Raw genomic sequence first — 25,248 nt, forward strand, 5'->3', positions numbered from 1 at the left:
ATGATATAAATTATCATTACATACTGCAAACTATTATCATTAGCATAACAAAGGGCCTATAAAATAGGCCCTCATTTACGATGTTTGGTTGTCTTTTGCTTTTCGCAGCTGAGTTAAATACTTTATCCAGCTCTTTGCTTCATCCGAAGGTTCAATATTGTTAGCTTTCTTAGCTTCAATCAGTGCTGGTTCAAGTTGGTTGAGTTTGTATAACGCTTTAGTACGGGCTAAGGCAACTTGAGCTTGTTTACCTTTCTCTTTTACGTTATCCAATTCAGATAGTGCATCATCGTAACGAGCTTGCTGCATTAAGATCTGAGCGATGTTCCAGTGGTACTTACCGTCAAATTTCGCAGCTAATGCCCAAGTGTCAATGGCTTTATCCCATTCTTTTGCACGCTGCCAATAGAAAGCGCGTTCTGTAATCAAATCAACATTTGTTTGGGCATCTTTCAATTGCTCTAATACAAGACCAGCTCGCTCAGGGATGCCGTTATGGGCATAGAGCTGAGCCAATAAACGTAAATCTGCATCACTCAATTCGATTTTTTGCAATTGAGCTAAACCCAAACTACTCAATGCATCTTTTTTCTTGCCGGTTCTCAATTCCAGATTCACCAATTGTAACCACCAGTTGCTACGCTCCGGTTCTAGATTGATTAACTTCTTGAGCGTTGGGATGGCCTCTTCCCAGCGTTCTAGTTGAAGCTGCGCACCTAACTTTACTGACAATGGAGTAACTGCGTCAGGCTGTTTATATTTGTCATACTCCGCAATTGCGTTCAGCGTTTTTTGCCATTGTTCAATTTGGTAGTGTACTTGACTAATGCGCAACCATAGTTCGCTTGCATTTTGCGTCTGTGGGATATTTTTGCTCAGCTGATAGTAATGAGGCAGAGCTTGCTTAAATTGTTGATTCATTAACAATAAATCAGCCAACATACGTTCTGTTAGCCAACCCTGGTCATCTTTTAATTCACCGCTAGCTACCGCTTGTTCTAGCGCATTAATGGCCGGTTTAATTTGCTCATTCTGCCAGTAGAAAACGCCCAACATTCGAGAGAAGTACGCTTTATCATAGCCACGAGAAACATCAGCGGTTTTTAGCGTCTCGATCGCTTGAGACAATTTGTCTTCCTGCGCTAGCTGGTTAGCTTTCATTGCTTTATTTGCAGCATATTGGCTTAGTTCGGCAGCAACAGCCATACGGTTTGTTACACTCGAAGTGGATACCAGCAACAATAGACTGACGATTATTCGTTTCATCATTTGGCTAACTTGAACTCCAATTTCACAGATTGTCCCGGTTGGGTCACCGCTTTACCATCCAGTAACTTAGGTTGGTATTTCCAGTTTCTCAACGCCCGTATTGCATCACGTTCAAACACTCTCTTCGGCTCTGCTTCTACCACTTGAATATCCGTAGGTTGCCCAGTTTCATCGATGGTGAAACTCATGACCACATAGCCTTCAATCCCCCTTTGCAAAGCACGTGCTGGGTATGTTGGCTCTACACGATGTAATGGCATAGCTTGTTGGTTAGCTCCAAAATCACCAAAGGTTGGAGCATTGATCGAAATACCGCTAATTGCGGTATCTAAACCTAATGATGGAACGCTAGAAAGCTGTTGCGTGTTGGCCACCGAAGTCTGTTTCTGCGAAACAGGAGATTGTGGAGGCGGTTCTGGCAATTCTGGCTGCTCCGGAACACTTCGTTGTCTGCGCTGCACCTGATTTTCCTGCTCTAACATCACCATGTTAAAACTAAGCGGTTGGCTAGCTTTAGGTGCACGTTGATTACCGTTATCAACCATCCAAGCCATAAAGGCGAACAGGCTTAAAGAGATAAGAGCAGCAATCGGTGTTGCAAACAGTAAACGCAGCATTAACGCTTCTCCGCAGCGAGCGCAATACTCTTCACACCAGCGCCTTTAGCGGCATCCATCACCTGAACAACCGTTCCATTGTATGCGTGCTCGTCAGCTTGAATCACTAAAGATGCTTCAGGCTGTTCCAATAGCAAATGCTCAAGTGTGGCTTGTACGCGCTCCACATCGACTTGGCGTTTATCAATGTAGATGTCATTTGCAGATGTAATTGCTACGAAGATTCCAGCATCTTTTTGACTGACAACGTTTGAAGCTGTAGGCCGATTAACTTCCACACCCGATTCACGTACAAAAGAGCTGGTCACGATGAAAAAAATCAACATGATAAATACGATATCCAGCATAGAAGTTAGATCTATTTGTGCCTCTTCTTGCTGAGATTGACGTCGACCGAGTCTCATAGCTGACTCCTTAAAGATTTTTCTAATTTCATTTCAAATAGACGACACGTTTTCACTAGACGCGCATGAACAAACATGCCTGCCAAAGCCGCAACCATTCCAGCCATAGTGGGCAGTGTTGCCAATGAAATACCTGAAGCCATCAATTTCGGATCGCTGCTGCCTTGCGTTGCCATCACATCAAAAACCGAGATCATCCCAGTAACTGTGCCTAGCAAACCCAACATCGGGCAAATTGCAACCATCACTTTGATAACGTTGAGGTTCTGAGTTAAAGCAATATGAGCTTGCCCTATCCAACCTTGTTTGATGGCGTGAGCATGCCAAGAGTTGTGTTCCGTGCGTTGGTGCCAAAGATCTATCCAGTGTTTACGCTGCTTAGGAAAGGTAAACACCAGATAGATAATACGTTCAACGACCAACAGCCAACACACTGCTACAACCGCAGCAAGCCACCACAATACTGCACCCCCCTGATCCATAAATTCGGTCAGTGGTAAAAACAGATTATTGAATGACGTAAACCAGTTAGCTTGCATGTTCAACCCTTACGCCGCATTGACCATTTTGGCAGAAACCGCTTCACTGCTTTCCCGTTCAGCTTGCTCTGCAACTAAACCGATGCCCTGCTTCTCTAAGATATTTCGAATGTTCTCTGCCTGTGAGCTCAAGATATTGTGCGCTAACAGTAGTGGCATCGCAGCAACTAAACCAAGTACGGTGGTTACTAGTGCCATAGAAATACCACCAGCCATCACTTTAGGATCACCATTACCAAACTGAGTAATGACTTGGAAAGTCTCAATCATACCCGTCACAGTTCCGAGTAATCCAAGCATCGGTGCTAGTGCTGCTAACAGTTTCAGCATTGACAGACCTTTCTCTAAGCCCGTTTGCTCGTCAACAACTGCTTCCAATAAACGCAGCTCTAAAGCTTCTACAGTACGATGCTTTTCTTTATCGTGTACCGATAACACACGACCAAGCGGGTTATTACCAGGTTGCTGTGGATTCTTAAGCTGGGCAGCTATCTTTTGTCGAGCGATAGCCAAAGAGGCACCACGATACAAAGCGATAATCAAACCAATTACTAATAGCCCTAGAATGATTTTCCCAACTACACCGCCAGCTTCAAGACGCTGACCTAATGTTGGTGTAAGTGCTAGTTGCTCAAGCAAAATCCCATGAGAAGGATCTAATACCACCGAAGCAACGTTCCCGTTTTCCAGTGTATTCAATGAGTTTAAGGTTGGAGCATTTTCTGGTTGAACCTGATAAGCAACCGCATCTTTACGACCGTTGTTCCACTGTAAGTAACCTTGCTCTGAAACCAATCCAAATGCACCAATACGTGTAGCTGGAACGGTTTGCTTACGTCCTTCTCCATCAATTAGTGTGACGTTTGTTGTTGATACTTCACTGCTTGCTATGACTTGTTCTTGCATTGCTTGCCATAAACCAGTGAGCTGTTTCATTGATGGTAAAGACTTCGCAGCAACAATCTCTTCAATCACATTTGCGTTAGTTTGGCGATCAACACCTGTAACTGATTGTGAAAGATCACCTTGGATCTCTTTAGCGTTTTGACGAACAACGCCAAAAATCTCACCCAGGCTTCCCGTTTCTAAGCGCAGTTTCTCTTCCAAGCGAGCAAGTGAATCCTCATTTTTAGAAAACTCAGCAGAAAGCTTGTCAGCTTGGCTTTGAAGACTATTACGCTGTGCCAAGAGTTGCGCTTTTTTGTCTTTGAGTTGCTGTTCAGTGAGCTTAAATTCCGCTTCACGCTTTGCATCGTGACTGCGTTGTGCCGTGTTTTCCGTTTTTGCTTGGCTGACAATATCGTTCGCTGCAACAACAGGAGCGTTAACGCCAATAACTAAAGCTGCATATAATAACGGAGCAAATTTGTTCTTCATGTTAATTTGCCTCCGCATTAACAAGCGATACAGGGAGAGTAACAAGCGTTGGTGCAATCTGTTTAGATGCTAAACTATACGCAGTATCAAGGTTAGTTTTATAACTGCTATCTAAACCTTGCCATTGTTTCTGTGCTTGATTCCAAGTCCAGTATTGTGTGGCATTTGGATTTCGAGCAATTAACGCTACACGCCCCAAATATAAGATATCCGCATCAACAGAATCGTTGTCACTCAACGCAACTTGACCTTGGTATGAACCTAGCTTACGTCCGTAGTCCATTTCAATTTGGTAGGCTTCGAGAATTCTTCTGAATTTCTCTGCATCGCTGACATCGGCTCTCGGCATAAGAGACTTTAGCTGCTCAAGACGTTCGGTACGCGCTTGTAAACGAATTGGCTTGTCTTGCTCAAGTGTGGTTTGCAGACCATCAATCATCTGATACATAAGAGGAACAATGCCCTGACGAGTATCTTTGATCTCTTCAATTTGTTTATCCAAGCTCACCATTTCTTGTTGCTGGTTATCAACCAATGCCTGTAAGTGGTTTCGATAAACTTCTAAGTTCTTTACTTGCTCGCTTAACTGTTCGATTTCAGCTTGAAGCTCAATTGCAGCATTCGAACTCTTGTCGATTTTTTGCTGACTGGCAGCGGAAGCCGCGTTGGTTTTATTTTGAATCGCTTTCGCATCGTCAAGCGTATTGGCATGAATGGGTAAAGCCATTGCTGCGGAAATAAGGATAAAACTGGGTTTTAAAAGATTCATCATGGTAATCAAATAGCGCGTAGTTGTGCAGGAATGTTATTGATAAAAACTCTCATTATCAACTAGATTTTCATATATTAGCGATTTTTCTAACTAGCAACAATGATGTGACGCATTTTAGCGAATGAAAAACCTATTGAAGAAGCAACCGTAACTTTAAGCTTCGGATACATAAAAGTTTGGATAAAAGAAAGGTGGCATCTGCCACCTTTTCTATTTGGTTTCTTTAGTCACGGTGTATTTAGCAACTGTCTATTTTAATAACTGTCTATTTTAATAACTTAAACCGGTCAACTTAGCGACATTGACCATCTGGTTACGAAGATTGGTTGTGATCTCGTCCAGACGCTGTTTCTCTTCGTCAGTAAATGGGTGAATAAGTATCTTCTCTACCCCATTCTTACCTATAACAGCAGGCAGACTAAGAACAACATCCTTATAGCCGTATTCACCGCGCAATAAAGTACCCACTGGAAGCACTGAATGTTCGTTGATCATGATCGCTTGGATAATACGGAAAACGCTGGCAGCAATACCATGAACTGTATTGTTCTTGCGTTTAAAGATTTCGAAACCTGCTTGCTTAACCGATTCCAGAAGCTCATCTGCATCGATTCGCGGGATATTATTGGAATCACAGTAGTAGTCTGCAGGCTGACCAGCAATACTGATCAAGCTCTTAGGTGTGAAACATTCACTACCGTGTTCACCTAATACATAGCCAAATACGTTTTTGGGGTCTAAGTTAACCCGCTGCGCGACAATCGCCATCAGGCGAGCAGTATCAATCACACAACCAGAGGAAATAACACGCTGTGGGCTGTAGCCCGTATTCGCAACGATGCTATGAGTGACAATGTCACATGGATTGGTGACTACAATCAAAATCGCTTTAGGCGCGACACGCTCGATCTTCTTTGCGATATCAACGCCAATCTTTGCGTTGATTTCCGCTATATCCATACGTGTTTGCCCTTGCTGAATTTGAGCACCGGCAGTGATCACGACAATATCAGCACCAATCAATTCCATATAATCGTCGGTTGGCGTAATACGCGTGTTCTTCGAGAAAGTCAGCGCCGCTGTATGTCTAAAATCGTATGCTTCCCCTTCCGCACGTTTCACATCGCGGTCAAGTATAGTCAGCTCACTCACACTACCTAGAGTTAATAAGTAGTTACAGATACCTACTCCAACTGCGCCAGCACCAATAACACCAATTTTCATATTCGTTCCTTGAACAACTTAACAAGATCAAAATCAGGATTGTAGATTTTACTAGTATTAGCAACATTCATTCCAATTATATTTTGCAAATTAGGTTCTTTATGGCGTTATTTACTGCAATATCGATCCTTTATAGTTCATTAAACATTCACAGCAAACCAAATTGGTGCAATAAAACTGCCATTGTTTAATGTGATTTAAGTCACTTGATCCATAAATCTTTAACCTCAGTGACATTTTTCGTCCACCGATGTGAAACATTTCTTCGCCACCATAGCATCAAACGAAACACAAACAGTATCGTTCGAAACTTAACAAGGAATAAAGTCAATGAATAAGCTATGGGTAGCAGGGTTGCTTACAGCAACTGTTTCAGGAACTTCTTTTGCAGCAACTGAAATTACGTGGTGGCACGCAATGGGTGGACAACTGGGCGAGACGGTAAACAAAATCGCTTCAGACTTTAACGCCTCACAAACTGAATACAAAATCACGCCTGTATTTAAAGGTTCGTACACAGAAACACTGACTGCAGGTATCGCTTCATACCGCGCTGGCAAATCACCAAACATTCTTCAAGTGTTTGATGCCGGCGCTGCGACAATCATGAATGCACCGGGCGTAGCAAAACCAGTTCAGGACATTATGGTTGATGCAGGTTACCCGTTCTCTGCGCAAGACTATCTTGCCGGTGTGCGTAACTTTTACGCAGATAACAACGGTAAGATGGTTGGTATGCCATTTAACAGCTCTACCCCAGTTCTTTACTACAACAAAGATATCCTAGCGAAAGTCGGTGCAGAAGCTCCGCAAACTTACGAACAACTTGAAGCGCTTGCTGAAAAACTAAAAGCAAAAGGCTATGTAGCATTCTCAGAATCACATACCCCTTGGATCATGTTCGAAAACTTTAAGTCTCGCCATAACCTACCGCTATCTGATAAAGAAAATGGCTACCAAGCACTCTCTTCGAAAATCATGTTTAACACTAAAGACATGGTGATGCATTTCAACAAACTGAAAGAATGGTCAGATAAAGGTTATTTCAAATATTACGGCAGTGACTGGGACGCAAACCAAACACCGTTCGAACGCCAAGAAGTGGCTATGTGGATGGGTTCATCTGGTTCATTCGGTGGTTTACGTAACCGCGTGAAATTTGAATTGGGTACGACGTATCTACCTTACTGGGAAAAACTGAATAACAAAGGCGTTCATACTTTCATTGGCGGCGCAGCGTTATTCGCGTTAAGTGGTCACAGTAAAGATGAAGATAAAGGAGTCGCTAACTTCTTTGCTTACCTAACCAAACCTGAAGTCCAAATGTACTGGCACAAAACAACTGGCTATGTGCCGGTGACTAATGCAGCTTACGAACTTACCAAGCAATCTGGCTACTATAACGAACAACCTGATGCTGAAGTTGGTGTTAAACAACTTAGCTTGGCTTCGGGAGAATGGAACAAAGGCTACCGTTTAGGTTTCTATCCACAAATCCGTGAAGTTATGCACCGTGAGTTTGACAACATTTTCGCGGGTCGTTCAACGGTTCAGGCAAGTCTGGACAAAGTAGAAGACGAAAGCGATAAGCTACTGGATCGTTTTGCTCGTACAGTGAAATAACTCTTCCCATGCCCACTGTATATTAGGTTCAGTGGGCATTTTCTTTACACCTATTGGACAAAGCTTGTGGAACGTCGACAACAATTCTTTCACTCTCCCATGCCCTACTTTTTGCTTGCTCCGCAAATCGCCATTATTGCCATTTTCTTCGTCTATCCAGCAGCAAAAGCCGTTTATCTCTCATTCATGCTTGAAGACCCTTGGGGTATGTCTTCAACGTTTGTCTGGTTTGAAAATTACCAGATTCTTTTTCAGTCTACCGAATATTTAGAGTCTCTTGGATTCACGCTCATTTTTTCTATTCTTGTCTCATTTCTCTCGTTAGCCATTGCGCTTTTACTGGCGGTCAAAGCCGATAATGTGATTCACGGTCAGAGCGCATACAAAGTCACACTCACTTGGGTCTATGCAGTGGCTCCGGCTATTGCTGGGATTATTGGTGGCTTCCTATTTAACCCGCACATCGGTGTACTTACAGATTTCTTAGAACACATTGGTTGGAAATTCAGTGTTCAAACTGATCCGCTTGACGCCACCATTGCTTTGATTCTGGTATCAGTCTGGAAACAGGTAGCGGTCAATTTTGTCTATTTCCTCGCGGGTCTCCAATCCATTTCTTATGCCGTGAAAGAAGCGGCGACATTGGATTGTGTCAGTGACAGCAAACGTTTCTGGACGATTACTTTCCCGCTTCTTGCACCAACCGGATTCTTCTTGTTGGTCATTAACCTGACTTACGCATTTTTCGACACCTTTGGTGTGATCGACACTCTCACCGACGGCGGCCCCGGTGGCTCTACAACGTCATTGGTTTACAAAGTCTACCGTGATGGATTTGTCGGCGCAGATTTAGGCGGCAGCTCAGCTCAATCAGTCGTTTTATTACTGCTGGTGTTGGCGTTGACCTTCATACAGTTCCGATTTGTCGAAAAACGTGTGCATTACTGAGGAGATATCATGAAAAGCAATTCTCTTTCCGATCATTTGATATTGATCCTTGGGGCTCTTTTTATGTTGGTGCCGCTATGGTTGATATTCGCCAGTTCAACTCATGAGCCAAACGTATTAGTCAGCCAAGGTTTACAGTGGGACATTGGCAACAACTTTTCGGCTGTTTACAACGAAGCATGGAACAAAAGCTTAGGTTTTACGGGCGATGTAACCGCGCAAACCATGATCTTTAACTCCGTCATCATGGGGCTAGGTTTTGCTATTGGGAAAATCATCATTTCAATGATGGCGGCCTACGCGTTAGTTTATTTCCGCTTACCGTATGCCAGCGCTTGGTTCTGGCTGATCTTTGTCACTTTGCTGCTTCCATTGGAAGTTCGAATTATCCCTTCCTATGAAGTCGTTTCAAGTTTGGGGATGCTCAACAGCTATTCCGGTTTAATTCTTCCTTTGATTGCATCGGCTACAGCGACCTTCTTTTTTCGTCAGTTTTTCAAAACGATTCCAGACGAGTTACTCGAAGCTGCTCAGTTGGATAATGCAGGCCCTATTCGCTTCTTTATCGACATCTTATTTCCGCTATCCAAAACCATGATGACAGCGATATTCATCATTATGTTTGTTGTGGGTTGGAACCAGTATTTATGGCCAATCATGATGACCACTGATGAGCAGTACAACACCATCGTTATGGGTATCAAGCAGATATTGAATAACATCAATGAAACCAATAGCCCACGCTACGACTATGCCTTCGCCATGGTCATTCTCGCTATGTTGCCACCCGTTTTGGTCGTGGTGATATTTCAACGTTGGTTCGTCAAAGGATTAATAGAAAGTGAAAAATAGTCATTCAATGCATCTCGTACACAGCTCTGCGAGCATTAAGCAGGACAACGTAATGTTAGATATCAAACAACTTGTTAAAACATACGAAAACGGTCATCAAGCAGTAAAAGGCGTAGACTTGTCTATCGATAAAGGCGAATTTCTCGTACTTGTTGGCCCTTCTGGCTGTGGCAAATCTTCTATCCTGCGTTCAATCGCTGGATTAGAAACTATCACCAGCGGCGAAATACATTTAGCGGGTCGTCGCGTAGATACAGAAAAACCAGCCAAACGCGACATAGCTATGGTATTTCAGAACTACGCTCTCTATCCGCACATGAGTGTTTACAACAACTTAGCCTATGGGCTGAAAAACCGTGGTGTGGATAAAAACACCATTGAACTGAAAATTGAGAAAGTGGCTAAAACACTCAAAATCGAAGAGTACTTAGATCGTAAACCAGCCAAACTATCTGGCGGACAACGTCAGCGCGTAGCTATGGGACGCGCTATCGTTCGCGATCCTCAGTTATTTCTATTTGATGAGCCATTATCGAACCTCGATGCTGCGTTGCGAGCGCACATGCGATTGGAAATTAAAAAGCTACAAAGAGAGCTTGGTGTTACTAGTGTTTACGTTACTCATGACCAAGTAGAAGCGATGACCTTGGCAGACCGAATTGTGGTGTTGAAGTTAGGTGAAATTGAACAAGTGGGAACACCTGCAGAGGTATACCACAAACCAGCAAGCACTTTTGTGGCAAGTTTTATAGGCAGTCCAGCCATGAACTTTATGCCAGCGACATTACAGAACGGTCAACTACACGTTGCGGGTAAGCAATTTTTCTTACCAGAGTATGATGGCTTAAGCATCGAGAACATTACTCTCGGTGTACGTCCTGAGCACGCTGAGATCACTAGCGCGAACTCAAGTCATGATTCCATTTCGTTGGAGCTATCAATACATGTTGTAGAACCATTAGGACCTAACCAATTGGTTCATGGTAGCTTAACTGGCGTCTATAACGATGACAGCTTTATCGCTGTCACAGCGGAAATGCATCTTGAACACAATCAGCCGCTAAGCATCTCAGTGTCACGCAGTAACCTTCATCTTTTCGATGTACAGGGAAAGCGTTTGTGCCCTAGTTCATTGGCTAAACGAGCGATTGCATAAGGATTGATGTGAGTTTATCTACCAGACAAAAACAGATACTCGAGTACCTGCAACACGCTCATGGCGTGTTGTCCAGTGATCTGCTGTCACACCGCTTCGAGGTGTCGGTTCAAACGATTCGTAAGGATATGAATGATCTCAGTGATAAAGGCATGGTACGCCGAGTTCATGGTGGGATTACCTTGCCAAGCCCTAATGACAACTTGTCATTTACTAATCGAGAACTGATTAATCTCTCTGCAAAACAGAAAATCGCACAGCGTGTGGTCACCGAACTTGAAGAAGGAACCAGCATCTTTCTTGGTATCGGTACCACACCGAAATACGTCGCTCAGGCGTTACTTGATCATCCGGGTCTGACGGTGGTGACAAACAATATTAACGCGGCATTAATACTAAGCCGCAACCCCAATATCGCTATCTACCTTGCTGGGGGCGCAGTGCGTCCTTCAGATGAAGATACCGTAGGAGAAACCACAACCCGTTTTTACCGACAGTTCAACATTAAAGTCGGTATCTTTGGTGTCGGTGGTTTCAATTCCAAAGGTCAACTACTTGATTTCACGCCAGAAGAGTCTAACTTAACCCGAGCCATTATCGAGCAGAGCCAGCAATGCTGGTTAGTTGCAGACAAAACCAAATTTGGGCGTTATGCTCCCGTGGTCAGTGGTGAGTTGTCGGAAATGCATAAATTATTCGCCGATGAAGCCACCCATGAATTTACGACGTTGTGCTACACACACCAAGTAGAATTGGTGGTTGCATAACATCTTGCTGCTCTCGTTTTCAACAAAGGAATTTGTATGTCTCTGATCGTTGTCGGTCACAGAGGTGTTGCAGGCACCTATCCAGAAAATACTCGCGTCAGTGTCCAAGCCGCAATTGATATGGGCTTATCTTGGGTTGAAGTCGATATTCAGCCAACAAAAGACAACGTACTGATCGTTTGCCATGATCACACGATAAATCGTTGTAGCAACGGTAAAGGTCGCGTCGATGCCTATACTCTCGATGAACTGAAAGCCTTTGATTTTGGTGCTTGGTTTGCACCACAGTTTAAAGGTGAAGGCATTATGACCTTGGAAGAACTGCTGGAACTTGCTCAGCAGCATCAGCTTGGTCTGAATCTCGAAGTTAAAGTTGATAAGCATGACGTGACCAGTGTTGTTTCACAACTCAAGCAGCAGTTAGACCAACACCCTATCGCAAAAGAACAGATCGTACTTTCTAGTTTTAGCCATGACATCATTCGCGAGCTCCACCAACATTGTGCAGGCTACAAATTGGGTGTACTGAGCGAACGTCTATCAACCAAAGATAAAGAACTGCTAGACGAAGTAAATGCGTTCAGTTGCAACCTCAACTATAAGTGGATAACCGAGAAACACATCCAGTATTTACGTCAGCATCAATATCAGATTTGGTGCTACACAGTAAATGAAGCTGAGCGTTTCCCTCTTCTAGATAAAGTCGATGCAATTTTCTCTGACTGGCCAAGTCGGTTTATCTGATTTCATTCTAGGTAGAAAGATGATCAGATTATACATTGGTGCAACAGTAATTAGGTATAGAACGCAAACTCGCATCATTCTAAGTCCCTCGCGTTTGACCAATTTTCTTTAATGATTCAGTATGATTATGGTTAACATTTATACATATCGGCTTGTCATTCTTGACTATGCTACGGTTTACACTACCTAATGAAGCCAATGTGCAAACGAAACTAAGGAGGGTTTCATGACCAATAAACATCAAGGTTCATGCCTTTGTGGTAGAGTGAAATATGAGCTTTCTGGTGATTTCCAGTCTTTCTTTTTGTGTCACTGTACTCGTTGCCAAAAGGATACTGGTTCTGCTCATGCTGCTAATCTATTTGCTAAAGCAAGCACTTTAACTTGGCTACAAGGTGAAAGTGACGTTAAAACCTACCAGCATCTAAACTCAATGCATGCAAAAAGCTTTTGTCAAATATGTGGGTCTGCACTTCCCACTATAGCTGAAAGTATTAACAGTGTTGTGGTTCCCGCTGGTAGCCTAGATAGCGTAATTTCAATTGAGCCTACAGCAAAAATCTTTGTGAGCAGTTGTGTAAACTGGTTTAGGTATTTAGATAATGTGCCTAACTATGAAGAACTACCGGAGCAAGTTAACAACTAAATAATATGTATGAGGACTCATCATACTCGCCATGGACTATATTATTTATGCCCCATATCTTATTAAGTTGACGCGTTCTAGCCATAAAAATAAGTCATACACTTACAGAATTGAGATGTCCACCAGCATCATGTTAATACTGGTGGTTTTTATGATTAGACGTTCACTTTTCTAAATCGAATCAAACCAAATACGGCTAATCCCATGAGTGAGATGATACCAAATGAGCCGCCTCCAGATGAATCTCTTGTCGCGCTATTTGCATCGCCGTCTGCATAGCTTATCGGAAATGAAGTATTTGTCGTATTACCGAGATAAACGGTTGATGATACTGTTGCATTTTCAGCGCCTGAAATACTCTCGCTATTGGTGCTTACACCTGTATATGTAACGGTTAGTTCACAGCTTTCCATAGAACCCAGAGTAACTTCACAACCGCTTACAACGAATTGGTCAGAGTCATCACCTTGTATAAAAGGTGCCAACGTCTCATCGCTATCTGTGAAGTTTTGTATGGTGAGTGTCGTTTCGAAACTGTCATCGTCACTTTCGAAATTCACAGAGTTTGGCGCAGCAACAGCATTGATTGCACGTTTCAAATACGGCATATACCAAGTCAAGGTTAATGCATCAAATGCACCGCCAGTTCCATAAGAACCGTTTATGTCTGTCTCATGCATTGAAAGCGCATAAATAGTATTATCAGAACGAAGTGGTAACCCTAAAATAATGTTGGCGTAAACCTCTGCTGAGCTAGAAGTGCTAGGTTCCACCAGCATCACCCCTCCACCAGAATAATAACTACAACCATTTGGTTGCTCTATATATTCTTTCGAAACTTCATCGTAAATAAGTGATCCGCTTGCGCAATAATTGCCGCCCATATCAGGAACGTTGGGGGTATACCTATTCTGAATTGTACCGTTGCCTCCCGTTGTCGCAATATAGGTGGCATTCTGCCAATAAAGGTAATTTGAACCAAAAGTTCTTGTTTCGCTGTAGTTCGAGTTTGTTTGCAACCAGCTTTGATATGTTAACGTGGTTGGACTAGTGATTTTGAATGTATTTGAATCGGAATTAAATATAGCGCTAAGCTTTGGTTGCGTTAACTGAGGGATCGCTGTCCCGAGCTTTATCAATGCAATATCGAAAGACATATTCTTGCGTATATCGCTGTCGCTCAGTCCTTCTTCTGTCCAATTGACATACTCATAGCGACTGGTCACATATTCGTACTCTTTCTTAAATTCACTAATAAAGTCGGTGCCACTGTCGTCTATTAAGTTTACCACCGAGTACGTTGTTGTATATTCATGCCTAGGCTGGTCGATATTCACTCCCTGCGAAACTATAATTTCATTACTTGAACCCGATGATATATAAGTGGGGAACTGTCTGACACCATCTACATAATCATCACTATATGTGCCTACACATTCAGCCAGCGTTAAAATGTATTGTCCCGCTATAAGTACCCCACCACAATCAGTTCCACTTGCATGACTCGGTGAGCTCGAGTCTGAACTAACAAAGAATCTGACTTGATAATCTTTATAATCAGAGGCGCTTACTTGTGTAAAGTTACTTGAAAACCAACTTTCTATTTCTGAAGTTGCGTATACCACATGCGATGTAGCCATTACTGCCAAAGCAACAACACTCATTTTTTTATTCATTATATTTGGGACTCCTTTTTTTGGCCGAACTTAGTTTACCCATCGAATTATGTATGTCATTGATTATTTGTGAATTATTAATTGGTTGATTAAAAAAGAAACGGTTGGCACATCCTGATAGGTTAGGACTAGGGTTTGGGTACTGTTTTAGTTTTAAATGGTTAAGAATTTTGAGGTAGGGGCAACTAACAAAGGCGGCCTTTGATATTTTGGCATACAACAAATTAACTGAAATTGGGATTATGGGGGATCTACGCAAGCAAACTTTTGTCCAAAAATAATTTTGTAAATGATCAGGCTTTATAGTCGTCTACTTTGGTTTAGGAAGGCAATCGAACTCAAGAATGATCACTTTTTAGCGGATCATTGAAGATAATTAAGACAAGATAATGCCGGTTTCGATACAAACTTTTTCCTTCAATAAATCTCACCGTTACAGAAAAACAAACGCCCGCAATTGCGGGCGCTTTTATATCGAAAAATCGTCGTAGATTACGCAAACAGCGCTTTATCTACTTTGATAACAACTTTACGTACAGGCATTGGCTTATCATCAACAGCAACCAATGGGCGGTGAGGTTGACCTGGGTAGAATACGATAAACTCACCCGCAGTTAGCTTAGCGAAGTGTTCAACGTCCATTTGCTCACTGAATGCTAAATCTTTCTCAGCTAACATATCTTCGTCTAAACCTTTGTAAGGAGTTAGACTGTAACCAAATGATTCGTTACCTTCTAATAGAATTTGTACATCAAGGTAACGGCTGTGACACTCTGATTTACGTTGTTCTAGAAGTTGGGTGTGATCATTCACCAACATAAAATATGCATTAGCGCCTTCGATCTCGTGACGGCCGTTTTCAAGTGGAGTCTCTAGACGGTCTAGTACTGAAGCAATAATTTTCTTAAGTTCTGGAGCAAGGAAACCAGCAAACTCAAGTTGTGACGTTTTACCTACAAACACGACATTGATCCTATATAAGTGTAACAACTTACTCATTTTAGCTTTCTCTGAAAGGAGAAAATGTGATGATTGAAACGTTGTTTTAATAAAAACAAATTAAACCAAAAATAAATGAGACTATCCTGATATAGGTCAATCTCACGGTACATTCTACAAGCAGAACCGTGCATATATCGAACACAATCGAACAAAACGCAAAACGCCAATCCGTTAGATTGGCGCATGCGAATGTTTTAAAACGATGCCAGTGCTTAATCGAGCCATGCACTTAACATCCAAATCAGCTTCTCTTGGTCTCGAATGTAGTCACTCATTAATGCTGCTGTACCTTCATCCCCCACTTCGGAAGCGTAACCAAGCACTTTACGTTGCTGAGCAACCAGTGAGCTAAATCCTTCAACTAAACCTTTCATCGTACTTACACCGTCAGTTGCATTGGTGTGCTCTTTAATTTTTGAACGTTCCAAATACTGACTAAAGCTGTGAACAGGTTGAACTTCAAGAGTCAGAATACGCTCTGCTATTTCATCAATCTTCAGTTGCAAATCTGTATAGATTTCTTCAAATTTTGCATGTAATTCAAAGAACTCTTTGCCTTTAATATTCCAATGATAACCACGGGTGTTCATATAAAACACCTGATAATTAGCCAGTAAATTGTTCAATGCTTCTGCTAGCTGTAGGCTTTGTTCTTTATCGAGACCAATTAGATTCTTTTTCATAACATCACCTCTTAATGTTTATATTCTTCGTTTCGCTGAAAGAATAATATTCGCTCACGATGTTAAATAGAAATCGTATAAAACCATTGATTTGATAGGGATTAACTATTAAAATCAACTCGGATAATCTCTGGTTTCACTCCTCTGCTTTTACTTTTCGCCTTTTCCTTGATTTATCTCAGGGTCAACCATTGGATTGGAAGGCATGGTACTTCTCCTGTTTTCCCCAAGAGATAATCCTATGCCTGCAATCAACGATCAGCGCCTCATCGAACACTTCCTTGAACTTGTCCAAATCGATAGCGAATCAGGTAACGAAAAGCAAATTGCTGATGTCCTTTTTCTTAAATTAGAACAACTAGGCTTTGAAGTTCACAAGCTTCCAGTTCCAGAGAGTATTTCAAACGGCTACAACATATACGCACGTCTTGAAGGTGCTCTTGCGGGTAGCACAGTATTCTCTTGCCATATGGATACAGTAAGCCCTGGCAAATCAATTCAACCAGTAATTGAAGACGGAATCATTCGTTCTGCAGGTAATACGATTCTCGGTGGCGATGACAAATCAGGCATCGCAGCAATTCTAGAAGCAGTCAAAACACTGCAAGAAGAAAAAACACAACATCAAACCATCGAAATCGCATTTACTGTTCACGAAGAAGGCGGGCTGATGGGCTCAAAACATTTCGATATGAGCTACGTTAAGTCCAATCACGCGATTGTTCTGGACAGCGGCGGTCCAATTGGCACCATTATTACCTCAGCTCCAGGTCAGCAGAAACTTAAAGTAACAATTCATGGCAAGCCCGCACATGCCGGACTCGCGCCAGAAGAAGGCATTAGCGCTATTTCCGTAGCAGCCGATGCAATCACAAAGATGAATTTACTGCGTATTGACGAAGAAACAACCGCAAACATCGGTATGGTAAACGGTGGTTTAGCAACAAACATCGTCATGCCAGAGTTGACCATCGTAGCTGAAGCTCGTTCACTGAATAATGATAAATTGGATGCACAAGTAAAGCATATGGTTGAAACGTTTGAAGCAGTAGCTGAAAAGCATGGTGCAACGGTTGAAATAGACTCACAGCGTTCTTACAACGCATTTGTGATTGCAGATAACAACACTCACATTGCAGCAATTAAACATGTCTTTGAACAAATGGACGTTCAACCCATCACTAAGAGTACTGGTGGCGGTAGTGATGCAAACAACTTCAATGAGAAAGGCTTGACCACAGCTAACCTCTCGACAGGTATGTCTAAAGTGCACACGACTGAAGAATTTATTGCTGTTGCAGATTTAGTGAAGATCAGTGAATTCATTAAAGCGTATCTGACTCGTTAAGCCGAACGCTTATAAGTAAAAGCCCATTTAACTGGGCTTTTCTGATGATGCAGTTAGTTTGATCATCAAAACAAATACAATAATAATCGCTGGATATCGAGAAATTTCTACCACCAACGATTCTATGCCGCTTGATGAAACCGTTGTCGCGAGATAAGAAATACTCATATAGACCGCTGACAAAATAACCGTAAACAGTACGCACTGAAATAACGATAAATACTCTCTCTGGCTTTTCAATATCGTAGTAATAATGGCCATCACCACTAAAACGACTAACCAGGCTGAAAACACTGGAAGCTGCCAATAATAAGTAAAAACCGCAGCCACGAGACTAATTCCCCACCATATACGTCGAGACCCCATAATGGTTCGTGCTTTTTCGGTACGTTTTATGTCAAAGCGAACAATATTCCAAGTGATTAACAAGCCAAGGAAAGCACCTACTGCCATGTCAACGATAAAAGCACTACCTGAGTAGAACTTGGATAGCGTCAACCAAATGGCCGAAACAAGATACACAGCTATAAACCATTGCCCCCCTAGCCTGTCTTTTTCGGTCATGAGCAAAATACCAATGCTGCTCCACACTGCTATTGGCAGGCTTGGGAATCCATTGCCGTAACTGGAAATAAGCTGCAAAGAAGGGAAATATACATGTGGTCGAGGAAGTGCGAACCCTTGCTGAGCAAACAGACACAGCAATGAAGTAATACTTATGGCGAAACTGACTTTGTAGCATACGGATTTACCACAGCGCCAATACAGAAGTGGAAACAAAATGATGCCACAAATAGGTGATGCTAAGACATTGCCACTAAACAGCAGATTACGAACAAAATTACGCCACTGTTCAGGCAGTTTATTCACCCAAATTTGGAAGGCTTGAATCCACTTCAATTCTGTTTGATGAAAATTGGGCGCCGCCTGAACCAAGTCTGCCACAATTTTAATCGGTTGATTCGTCGCTCGATGGAACATGTCGATTGTAGACTGCCACTCATCGGGATAGCGATATTTATGGGAATCGACATATGATGGATCAACCAAGGTTGCGCTAGAAACTTCAATTCCGTAATCGGGCGCAAACCAGATCGGAAGTTCATGCCCACCAATCAAATTCTGATGTTGATATGCAATGATTTCTGAGGAGCTTACGCAATCAAAGAACACAGCTTTATCTGTGCGCCCCAATTCGTCACCTACCGCAACGACAATACCCGTTTCTTCCCACGTTTCTCTTTGAGCCGCTCTTTCAGGAGGCTCTCCGGGCCTAATTGTCCCTCCGGGAACAGAAAGTCGTTTCGTTATGATTTCATTGACGAGAACAAGCTTATCATCTGCTTTTATTACGCACATGGCGCCCTCATAAGGCGCTGGCTGTTTTTGAGCGATAGCAGTCACCTGTTCTTGGGCTTGCACCGTCAACAGGTTTACACAGAGCGAGACAATACAAAAAACTGCTATCAGCCAACGTTGTAACACTAAATTTACTCTACCTTTTTATTCTGTAATTAGAGCTATTTAACCGATTTTCTTAACCATGAAATATGAGGTTCAAACCCAGTATCTTCATAAAAGTGTTGTGCATTCTGATTAAATGCCCAGACCTCTACAAAGACTTGTTGAACACCATAATCGATAAATGTCTTTTCAAGCTTCTTATAGAGCAAGGTTGCTACTCCCTGTTTTCGATATTCAGGTAAGACATACAGCTCATCGATACTACCCATTTGTACTGGCTTACTGACTGTCGACACCAATTCGCAGAAATGGCCAGTAATGAAACCGATGATTGAATCATCATCTTTCGCGACATAAACCAAACATTCAGGAGTATCAAGATAACGTGCGATGCTCTTTTCCTGCTCAATATCTTCTGCAGTTTTAAAATGCTCTGGACAGGCAACATGGTGTTCATGATGCAGTTCATACATCAGGTCATTGAGCTCTTCCAAATCTTCTTCGCGAGCAGGAGCAATCAAAATGTCAGACATGCTTTTATGCCATAAAAATTAAGCTTGTTAAGATTTTATAAGATAATGTTGAAAAGAACACTTCGTAAAGCGAAATATTTCCTGATTACAAATAGTTAGTTTTTCTAACTTCAATAACAGACGCCACCTTTATACCATCCTAGATAAAAAGATGATCAGATTGAGTATGCGTAATAGCAAATGGACCAAATGGACATAGAAAACAAACGCCGTGAACATCCACTGAGCCATCCCTAGCCCAGCGGGGTTACTTAGCGATGTGCTTTCACTGACCTATTAATTTTCCAGATGGGTATTATTATCTTTTTCATTAATAGAAAACGCCCATAAAGGGCGTTTTATTTATGTGTTACTTACTTGCTCCCGGCCTACGTAGCAAAATTAGTAGTGGCAAGGTAAATATACATACGTACATCATCAATCTAAAATCTTGCAGGTAACCGAAAATGGCCGCTTGGTTAGTCACTACGTTATTTAAACTGACTAACCCAGCAGTGGTTGAAAGATCATACGCGCCTTTCTGAACCGCATCCTGCAAAGCCGGGTTGAAGTTATTGATGTGCTCAGCATAGACCGCATGGTTAATCTGCACACGATGTGACAAATAAGTGGTCACGACCGAGATACCGATACTGCTACCAATATTTCTGACCAAGCTATACAAAGCCGTCGCTTCATTACGATAGCGCGGAGCTAAAGTTGAGAAGCTCAACGTTGAAAGAGGAACGAACACTAAACCTAAACCTAAACCTTGTACGATGCCTGTCCAAATTATTTCCCAGCGAGTAATATCAACAGAGAACTTCGTCATCTGCCACAGAGAAATAATCATAAGGACTAGACCCGTAGCAACCAGATAACGTAAATCAATTTTTCTGGCGACCCGCCCTACAATCATCATACCGGTCATAGTACCGAAGCCACGCGGTGTCAGTAATAGTCCTACATCGAGTACTGGATATCCCATGTAGTTTTGTAAAAATGGCGGTAACAATGCCATCGTTGCTAGCAATATAATCCCAATCATAAAACCGAACAGTAAACCAACGACATAGTTACGGTCTTTAAACATCATAGGTTCAAGGAAGGGCGCTTTGTGCGTGAACATATGCACTGCAAACATATAAAACGCCAAGACCGCTAATGAGGCTTCAATTATCACTTCTAGGCTCGAAAACCAGTTAAGTGACTCACCTCTATCCAAGAACATTTGTAAACTGCCGATAGAAAGACCGAGCAAGGCAAAACCAAACATGTCGAACCGTCGTGTAGTATCGATTGCTGTTTCTTTTACGTAAGCGGCAATGCCCATCCAAGCCATAATGCCGAACGGGACGTTGATATAAAAAACCCAACGCCAGTTGTAATACTCAGTGAGCCAACCACCTAATGACGGACCAAGGATCGGACCGACCATAACCCCCATTCCCCACATTGCCATGGCAGAACCATGTTGCTCTGTTGGGTAAGTATCTAGCAGTACAGATTGCGATAGCGGCACCAAACTCGCACCAAAAATACCCTGCAAAATTCGAAACAGAATGATTTGTTCTAAGGATTGAGCTGCACCACAAAGCACAGAAGCAAAGGTGAATCCGAGTACTGAGTACAAAAATAAACGTTTACGACCAATACGAGCTGCAACAAAACCAGTTAAGGGCATGGCTATGGCTGATGCTACAATGTATGAGGTTAATACCCAGGAAATTTGGTCCTGAGTAGCCCCCATAGTACCTCTCATGTGTGGCAGTGCAACATTCGCGATAGTGGTGTCGAGTACTTGTATTATCGTTGCAAGCATAACTGACAAAGTAATAAATAATCGTTTACTACCTTGGTTATCATCTGCATTAGTTTCGACGTGAGATGTCATCGTCTAACTCCGCTTACAGAGACAAGTGACGTTGATGATTAGTGTCAACAGTCACCACGGCACTCAAACCAGCACGAAGTTTAGGAGCACCTTCTTCTTGCTCTAGACGAATGCGAATTGGCAAGCGTTGAGCAATTTTTACCCAGTTACCCGTTGCGTTTTGTGCAGGAATAACTGAGAACTCAGCACCTGTTGCAGGACTCAAGCTTTCCACTGTACCTTTCCAAGTAAAGCCCGGTGCATAGTCCACTTTCACTTCAACATCTTGACCAGTTTTCACGTGTGTTAATTCAGTTTCAGTAAAGTTTGCCTCAATCCAGATATCCGAATCCGACACCAACATCATTGCCAAACTTCCCGGTGAGATGTACTGACCTTTCTCTACTACTTTTGTCACTACACCATCAGCCGGTGCATAAAGGTTTACGTGTGCAAGATCGTTTTCTGCTTTGTCTAATGCTGCTACTGCTGCACGATATTTAGGATGAAGTTCGGTCGGTGCGTTTACATCACCACCCAGACTCTCTTCAACCTGTTTTAATCCTTTTTTTAGTGCGTTCACTTCAAGCTCAACAAGCAGTGTATTTTGACGTGCTGAATCATATTGAGATTGAGAAGTGTACTTTTTCTTCAGCAGATCAAGTTGGCGCTTTTCTTCTTTTTTAAGGTAATCGTGTTGGCTTTTCGATACCTCAATGTTTGCTAATTTGCTTTGATATTCTGCTTTGAGTGTTGTTAATGTGGTCTTCACATCATTTAAATTGGCGCGAGCCTGCTCTACTGCTATTTTGTAAGACGTTGGATCAATTTGAAGCAATAAATCTCCCGCCTTCACTAACTGGTTCTCTTCAACAGGAACGTCAACGATGCGACCCGATACCTCAGAAGTGATCGATGTTTTATCCGCTTTCACATAAGCATTTTCTGTTTCAACGTATCTACCACCGTGCAGATAAATAGCGACACCGCCAGCCACTGCCAGTAAAGGGACAATAAAGAGCATAACGGCGCGCTTCGTTTTACGACGTGATTTAGGCGCTAATGTTGAAACCGAATTTTCCTGCTCTGGTTTGGTATTAGACATACAAGGTGTTCCTGAAAATTAAGACTTAGGTTTGTTATCAATAGTTAACTTGTTATCAATAGTTAGATTGCTATGAATATGTTGGAGCATGCTAATAAACTGCTCCTTCTCTTGTTCCGATATACCTTCCAGCGCTTCCGCCCATATGCCATTGGCGACACTTTTTACTTTCTTAAGCTGTTCATCTGCTGCTGGTAACAAGTAGATAAGGTGCGCGCGTCGGTCAGTGGGATCGGGACGTCTTTCAACAAATCCCTCTTCCACCAAAGAGTCGATCACACGAACTAGCGTCATTGGCTTGATATCCAACACTTCGGCTAAATCCACCTGTTTTACGCCTTGTCTACAAGCAATGTGCGACAAAGCCTTTGCCTGAGCGAGGGTTAAGCATGTCGAACTGGACGCTGATTCATAACGTTTACGAACTAAGCGCGTTACGTCCCAAAGCAGATACCCTATCGATGGAGTCGTCATAACATTACCTATGTTGGATATTTTTTGGTTTACGGGTTGGTATATGTAACAAAGTTTTACACATAGTAAGCTTTACTTATTATATGTAAAGCCTATAAATTCATCTCACTTATATTTCTTGCATTAACCTACTGTTTTTCAATGTATTTCAATTTGTAATTTTTTTGAAGGGTATTTAAAAAGACATAAAAAAAAGTGCCCCGCGAGCGGAGCACAAAAGTTCGCCATGAACTTATTTGCAGGAAATGAAGAAGTGGAAAATATGTACCAGCAGCAGATTAAACGTGCAGAATTTTCTCTAGTTCATTCAAACTACTTGGATCATCAATTGTAGAAGGGACAGTGTAACTTTCTCCATCAGCAATCTGACGGATAATACGGCGCAATATCTTTCCTGAACGCGTCTTCGGTAATCGCTCTACTACCAAGGCATGCTTAAAACAGGCTACGGCGCCGATATGGCTACGAACACTGTTTACCAGTTCAGATTCCAGAGATTCCAGATCAACTTTTACACCGTCTTTCAATACAACCAAACCTAATGGGAGTTGTCCTTTGAGTTCATCGTGGACACCGACTACCGCACATTCAGCAACGGCTGGGTGCGCGCCCACAATCTCCTCCATCTCACCCGTCGACAAACGATGCCCAGCAACGTTAATCACATCGTCGATGCGGCCCATAATGAACAGGTACCCCTCTTCATCGAGATAGCCGCCATCACCCGACACGTAGTAATCAGGGAACTGAGCCAGATAACCTGTTTCAAATCGATCATGATTACGCCATACCGTTGGTAAACAACTTGGTGGTAATGGTCGTTTCAATGCAACAAAACCTTGTTGGTTTGGCGGTAATACCTCACCCAATTCGTTTAGGATTTCAACCTGATAGCCCGGAATAGGTTTGGTTGCAGACCCTGCTTTAACAGGCATTAATTCAATACCTGTCGGGTTGCCCGCAATTGCCCAACCAGTCTCTGTCTGCCACCAGTGATCAATGACGGGTTTGTTGGCTTTCTCTTGTACCCATTCAAGTGTCGGAGGGTCTAACCGTTCGCCTGCCATAAATATCGTTTTCAGATTGTCCAGACGATACTGGTTGAGGAACTCACCGTTCGGATCTTCCTTTTTAATGGCTCGAAAAGCGGTTGGCGCTGAGAACAACGCAGTCACCTTGTATTCCTGACATACACGCCAGAAAGCACCTGGATCAGGAGTTCTCACTGGTTTACCTTCGTACAAAATGGTAGTACAGCCGTGAATGAGCGGTGCGTAAACAATATAAGAATGTCCTACGACCCAACCCACATCAGAGGCTGCCCAAAACACTCCATCTTGCGGCATATCGTAAATACAGCTCATCGAGTACTTCATCGCAACAGCATGTCCGCCGTTGTCACGAACAACACCTTTCGGTTTGCCCGTAGTACCTGACGTATAAAGAATGTAAAGCGGATCTGTCGCCAGAACCGGTACACAGGCATGCGGCAGCGCTTTCTCGTATTGGGCGCTCCAATCTAAATCACGTTCGTTGTCGAGATCCGCCATACTTTCAGGACGCTGAAAAACAATTACTTTTTCTGGTTTCCAGCGACTATCCATGATCGCTTTATCGACCATTGGTTTGTATGGAATAACCTTGCTGATTTCGATCCCACAGGAAGCGGTCATGATGACTTTAGGCTCAGCATCTTCAATGCGAACAGCCAATTCATTAGGCGCAAAGCCGCCAAAAACAACCGAATGAATCGCACCAAGACGCGCGCAAGCCAGCATAGCCATCGCTGCTTCTGGAATCATCGGCATATAGATAATGACACGGTCGCCTTTCGTCACACCTTGATCAGCCAGCATACCTGCAACACGCGCTACAGTGTCACGTAATGCAAAGTAGCTATAACGTTGTTTCTTACCGGTTACGGGAGAATCGTAAATCAACGCTGTTTGGTCGCCTCGACCTTGCTCACAATGGTAATCCAGTGCTAGCCAACAGGTATTGAGTAAGCCATCGGGATACCAGCGCTCTATACCATTTTCGTCTTTCTTTAAAATGGTTTGAGGAAATTCAAACCAGTCGATTTTCTGAGCTTGTGCATGCCAGAACGATTCCGGTTGCTCTTTTGCCCATAGATATTCCTTCAAATACGCAGACATTGTGCTTCTCCTTTTTA

At 42.7% G+C, this 25,248-nt stretch carries 24 protein-coding genes; 8 read left to right on the top strand and 16 right to left on the bottom strand.

What is annotated here, in order from left to right:
• Window positions 1-75: 75 nt before the first annotated feature.
• The 7 genes from G5S32_RS07395 to G5S32_RS07425 form a co-directional block, all read right to left on the bottom strand.
• Window positions 76-1,266, bottom strand: a complete 1,191-nt coding sequence (locus G5S32_RS07395) for a tetratricopeptide repeat protein (RefSeq protein WP_207621618.1) — start codon at window positions 1,264-1,266, stop codon at window positions 76-78.
• The gene (locus G5S32_RS07400; RefSeq protein ID WP_165311414.1) at window positions 1,266-1,886 is read right to left on the bottom strand and encodes an energy transducer TonB; all 621 of its coding nucleotides are present in this window, start codon (window positions 1,884-1,886) and stop codon (window positions 1,266-1,268) included. The genes G5S32_RS07395 and G5S32_RS07400 overlap by 1 nt, the downstream gene beginning before the upstream one ends.
• Window positions 1,886-2,290, bottom strand: a complete 405-nt coding sequence (locus G5S32_RS07405; RefSeq protein WP_165311415.1) for an ExbD/TolR family protein — start codon at window positions 2,288-2,290, stop codon at window positions 1,886-1,888. Before G5S32_RS07405 ends, G5S32_RS07400 begins: the two co-directional genes overlap by 1 nt.
• Complete coding sequence (locus G5S32_RS07410; RefSeq protein WP_165311416.1) at window positions 2,287-2,829, bottom strand: MotA/TolQ/ExbB proton channel family protein; 543 nt, start codon at window positions 2,827-2,829, stop codon at window positions 2,287-2,289. Before G5S32_RS07410 ends, G5S32_RS07405 begins: the two co-directional genes overlap by 4 nt.
• A 9-nt stretch (window positions 2,830-2,838) precedes the next feature.
• A complete protein-coding gene (locus G5S32_RS07415; protein WP_425509208.1) occupies window positions 2,839-4,212 on the bottom strand; it encodes a MotA/TolQ/ExbB proton channel family protein in 1,374 nt (457 codons plus the stop codon).
• The gene (locus G5S32_RS07420) at window positions 4,208-4,975 is read right to left on the bottom strand and encodes a DUF3450 domain-containing protein (protein WP_165312740.1); all 768 of its coding nucleotides are present in this window, start codon (window positions 4,973-4,975) and stop codon (window positions 4,208-4,210) included. The genes G5S32_RS07415 and G5S32_RS07420 overlap by 5 nt, the downstream gene beginning before the upstream one ends.
• Window positions 4,976-5,248: 273 nt before the next feature.
• Window positions 5,249-6,202 carry a lactate/malate family dehydrogenase gene (locus G5S32_RS07425; RefSeq protein ID WP_165311418.1) on the bottom strand — a complete coding sequence of 318 codons (954 nt, stop codon included), beginning with the start codon at window positions 6,200-6,202 and terminating at the stop codon, window positions 5,249-5,251.
• 330 nt (window positions 6,203-6,532) lie between these two features.
• Here G5S32_RS07425 and G5S32_RS07430 point away from each other — a divergent pair, with 330 nt between their 5' ends.
• From G5S32_RS07430 to G5S32_RS07460, 7 genes are all read left to right on the top strand, one after another.
• Entirely contained in the window at window positions 6,533-7,825 is a 1,293-nt protein-coding gene (locus G5S32_RS07430; protein ID WP_165311419.1) for an extracellular solute-binding protein, read from the top strand.
• 66 nt (window positions 7,826-7,891) lie between these two features.
• Window positions 7,892-8,773 (top strand): ABC transporter permease subunit, encoded by an 882-nt coding sequence (locus tag G5S32_RS07435; RefSeq protein ID WP_165311420.1) that lies wholly within the window; start codon window positions 7,892-7,894, stop codon window positions 8,771-8,773.
• 9 nt (window positions 8,774-8,782) lie between these two features.
• Entirely contained in the window at window positions 8,783-9,625 is an 843-nt protein-coding gene (gene ugpE / locus G5S32_RS07440; protein WP_165311421.1) for a sn-glycerol-3-phosphate ABC transporter permease UgpE, read from the top strand.
• Entirely contained in the window at window positions 9,615-10,781 is a 1,167-nt protein-coding gene (gene ugpC, locus G5S32_RS07445) for a sn-glycerol-3-phosphate ABC transporter ATP-binding protein UgpC (protein WP_281347251.1), read from the top strand. The genes ugpE and ugpC overlap by 11 nt, the downstream gene beginning before the upstream one ends.
• An 8-nt stretch (window positions 10,782-10,789) precedes the next feature.
• A complete protein-coding gene (locus G5S32_RS07450; RefSeq protein WP_165311422.1) occupies window positions 10,790-11,548 on the top strand; it encodes a DeoR/GlpR family DNA-binding transcription regulator in 759 nt (252 codons plus the stop codon).
• 36 nt (window positions 11,549-11,584) lie between these two features.
• Window positions 11,585-12,292, top strand: a complete 708-nt coding sequence (locus G5S32_RS07455; RefSeq protein ID WP_165311423.1) for a glycerophosphoryl diester phosphodiesterase — start codon at window positions 11,585-11,587, stop codon at window positions 12,290-12,292.
• A 226-nt stretch (window positions 12,293-12,518) separates the two neighbouring features.
• On the top strand, window positions 12,519-12,938 hold the full coding sequence (locus tag G5S32_RS07460; RefSeq protein WP_165311424.1) for a GFA family protein: 420 nt from the start codon (window positions 12,519-12,521) through the stop codon (window positions 12,936-12,938).
• Between the two features lie 155 nt (window positions 12,939-13,093).
• Here G5S32_RS07460 and G5S32_RS07465 read toward each other — a convergent pair whose 3' ends face one another.
• From G5S32_RS07465 to G5S32_RS07475, 3 genes are all read right to left on the bottom strand, one after another.
• On the bottom strand, window positions 13,094-14,614 hold the full coding sequence (locus tag G5S32_RS07465; protein WP_165311425.1) for a hypothetical protein: 1,521 nt from the start codon (window positions 14,612-14,614) through the stop codon (window positions 13,094-13,096).
• Between the two features lie 492 nt (window positions 14,615-15,106).
• Window positions 15,107-15,577: a NanQ anomerase/TabA/YiaL family protein gene (locus G5S32_RS07470; protein ID WP_165312742.1), complete on the bottom strand. Its 471-nt coding sequence runs from the start codon at window positions 15,575-15,577 to the stop codon at window positions 15,107-15,109.
• Between the two features lie 251 nt (window positions 15,578-15,828).
• Window positions 15,829-16,299, bottom strand: coding sequence for a Dps family protein (locus G5S32_RS07475; RefSeq protein ID WP_165311426.1), 471 nt, complete (start codon window positions 16,297-16,299; stop codon window positions 15,829-15,831).
• 241 nt (window positions 16,300-16,540) lie between these two features.
• On the opposite strand from G5S32_RS07475, the gene G5S32_RS07480 reads away from it, so the two are divergent.
• Entirely contained in the window at window positions 16,541-17,647 is a 1,107-nt protein-coding gene (locus G5S32_RS07480; protein WP_165311427.1) for a M20/M25/M40 family metallo-hydrolase, read from the top strand.
• A 27-nt stretch (window positions 17,648-17,674) separates the two neighbouring features.
• Here G5S32_RS07480 and G5S32_RS07485 read toward each other — a convergent pair whose 3' ends face one another.
• The 6 genes from G5S32_RS07485 to G5S32_RS07510 form a co-directional block, all read right to left on the bottom strand.
• Window positions 17,675-19,006: a bifunctional NUDIX hydrolase/phosphatase PAP2 family protein gene (locus G5S32_RS07485; protein WP_165311428.1), complete on the bottom strand. Its 1,332-nt coding sequence runs from the start codon at window positions 19,004-19,006 to the stop codon at window positions 17,675-17,677.
• Between the two features lie 161 nt (window positions 19,007-19,167).
• Complete coding sequence (locus G5S32_RS07490) at window positions 19,168-19,644, bottom strand: GNAT family N-acetyltransferase (RefSeq protein WP_165311429.1); 477 nt, start codon at window positions 19,642-19,644, stop codon at window positions 19,168-19,170.
• A 349-nt stretch (window positions 19,645-19,993) separates the two neighbouring features.
• The gene (locus G5S32_RS07495) at window positions 19,994-21,517 is read right to left on the bottom strand and encodes a DHA2 family efflux MFS transporter permease subunit (RefSeq protein ID WP_165311430.1); all 1,524 of its coding nucleotides are present in this window, start codon (window positions 21,515-21,517) and stop codon (window positions 19,994-19,996) included.
• Between the two features lie 13 nt (window positions 21,518-21,530).
• Entirely contained in the window at window positions 21,531-22,601 is a 1,071-nt protein-coding gene (locus G5S32_RS07500; RefSeq protein WP_165311431.1) for an HlyD family secretion protein, read from the bottom strand.
• Between the two features lie 18 nt (window positions 22,602-22,619).
• Window positions 22,620-23,075: a MarR family winged helix-turn-helix transcriptional regulator gene (locus G5S32_RS07505; protein ID WP_165311432.1), complete on the bottom strand. Its 456-nt coding sequence runs from the start codon at window positions 23,073-23,075 to the stop codon at window positions 22,620-22,622.
• A gap of 278 nt (window positions 23,076-23,353) precedes the next feature.
• Window positions 23,354-25,231, bottom strand: a complete 1,878-nt coding sequence (locus G5S32_RS07510; RefSeq protein ID WP_165311433.1) for a propionyl-CoA synthetase — start codon at window positions 25,229-25,231, stop codon at window positions 23,354-23,356.
• Window positions 25,232-25,248: the final 17 nt, after the last annotated feature.

The sequence above is a fragment of the Vibrio ziniensis genome (assembly GCF_011064285.1).
In the GTDB taxonomy this organism is placed as follows: Bacteria; Pseudomonadota; Gammaproteobacteria; order Enterobacterales; family Vibrionaceae; genus Vibrio; species Vibrio ziniensis.

Bases quoted from the DNA above. Each gene is read 5' to 3' on its own strand.
- G5S32_RS07395 (WP_207621618.1), bottom strand. From the start codon at position 1,266: ATGAAACGAATAATCGTCAGTCTATTGTTGCTGGTATCCACTTCGAGT.
- G5S32_RS07420 (WP_165312740.1), bottom strand. From the start codon at position 4,975: ATGAATCTTTTAAAACCCAGTTTTATCCTTATTTCCGCAGCAATGGCT.
- G5S32_RS07430 (WP_165311419.1), top strand. From the start codon at position 6,533: ATGAATAAGCTATGGGTAGCAGGGTTGCTTACAGCAACTGTTTCAGGA.
- G5S32_RS07405 (WP_165311415.1), bottom strand. From the start codon at position 2,290: ATGAGACTCGGTCGACGTCAATCTCAGCAAGAAGAGGCACAAATAGAT.
- G5S32_RS07480 (WP_165311427.1), top strand. From the start codon at position 16,541: ATGCCTGCAATCAACGATCAGCGCCTCATCGAACACTTCCTTGAACTT.
- G5S32_RS07425 (WP_165311418.1), bottom strand. From the start codon at position 6,202: ATGAAAATTGGTGTTATTGGTGCTGGCGCAGTTGGAGTAGGTATCTGT.
- ugpE (WP_165311421.1), top strand. From the start codon at position 8,783: ATGAAAAGCAATTCTCTTTCCGATCATTTGATATTGATCCTTGGGGCT.
- G5S32_RS07460 (WP_165311424.1), top strand. From the start codon at position 12,519: ATGACCAATAAACATCAAGGTTCATGCCTTTGTGGTAGAGTGAAATAT.
- G5S32_RS07475 (WP_165311426.1), bottom strand. From the start codon at position 16,299: ATGAAAAAGAATCTAATTGGTCTCGATAAAGAACAAAGCCTACAGCTA.
- G5S32_RS07455 (WP_165311423.1), top strand. From the start codon at position 11,585: ATGTCTCTGATCGTTGTCGGTCACAGAGGTGTTGCAGGCACCTATCCA.
- G5S32_RS07485 (WP_165311428.1), bottom strand. From the start codon at position 19,006: ATGTGCGTAATAAAAGCAGATGATAAGCTTGTTCTCGTCAATGAAATC.
- G5S32_RS07465 (WP_165311425.1), bottom strand. From the start codon at position 14,614: ATGAATAAAAAAATGAGTGTTGTTGCTTTGGCAGTAATGGCTACATCG.
- G5S32_RS07400 (WP_165311414.1), bottom strand. From the start codon at position 1,886: ATGCTGCGTTTACTGTTTGCAACACCGATTGCTGCTCTTATCTCTTTA.
- G5S32_RS07410 (WP_165311416.1), bottom strand. From the start codon at position 2,829: ATGCAAGCTAACTGGTTTACGTCATTCAATAATCTGTTTTTACCACTG.
- G5S32_RS07495 (WP_165311430.1), bottom strand. From the start codon at position 21,517: ATGACATCTCACGTCGAAACTAATGCAGATGATAACCAAGGTAGTAAA.
- G5S32_RS07500 (WP_165311431.1), bottom strand. From the start codon at position 22,601: ATGTCTAATACCAAACCAGAGCAGGAAAATTCGGTTTCAACATTAGCG.
- G5S32_RS07510 (WP_165311433.1), bottom strand. From the start codon at position 25,231: ATGTCTGCGTATTTGAAGGAATATCTATGGGCAAAAGAGCAACCGGAA.
- G5S32_RS07490 (WP_165311429.1), bottom strand. From the start codon at position 19,644: ATGTCTGACATTTTGATTGCTCCTGCTCGCGAAGAAGATTTGGAAGAG.
- G5S32_RS07505 (WP_165311432.1), bottom strand. From the start codon at position 23,075: ATGACGACTCCATCGATAGGGTATCTGCTTTGGGACGTAACGCGCTTA.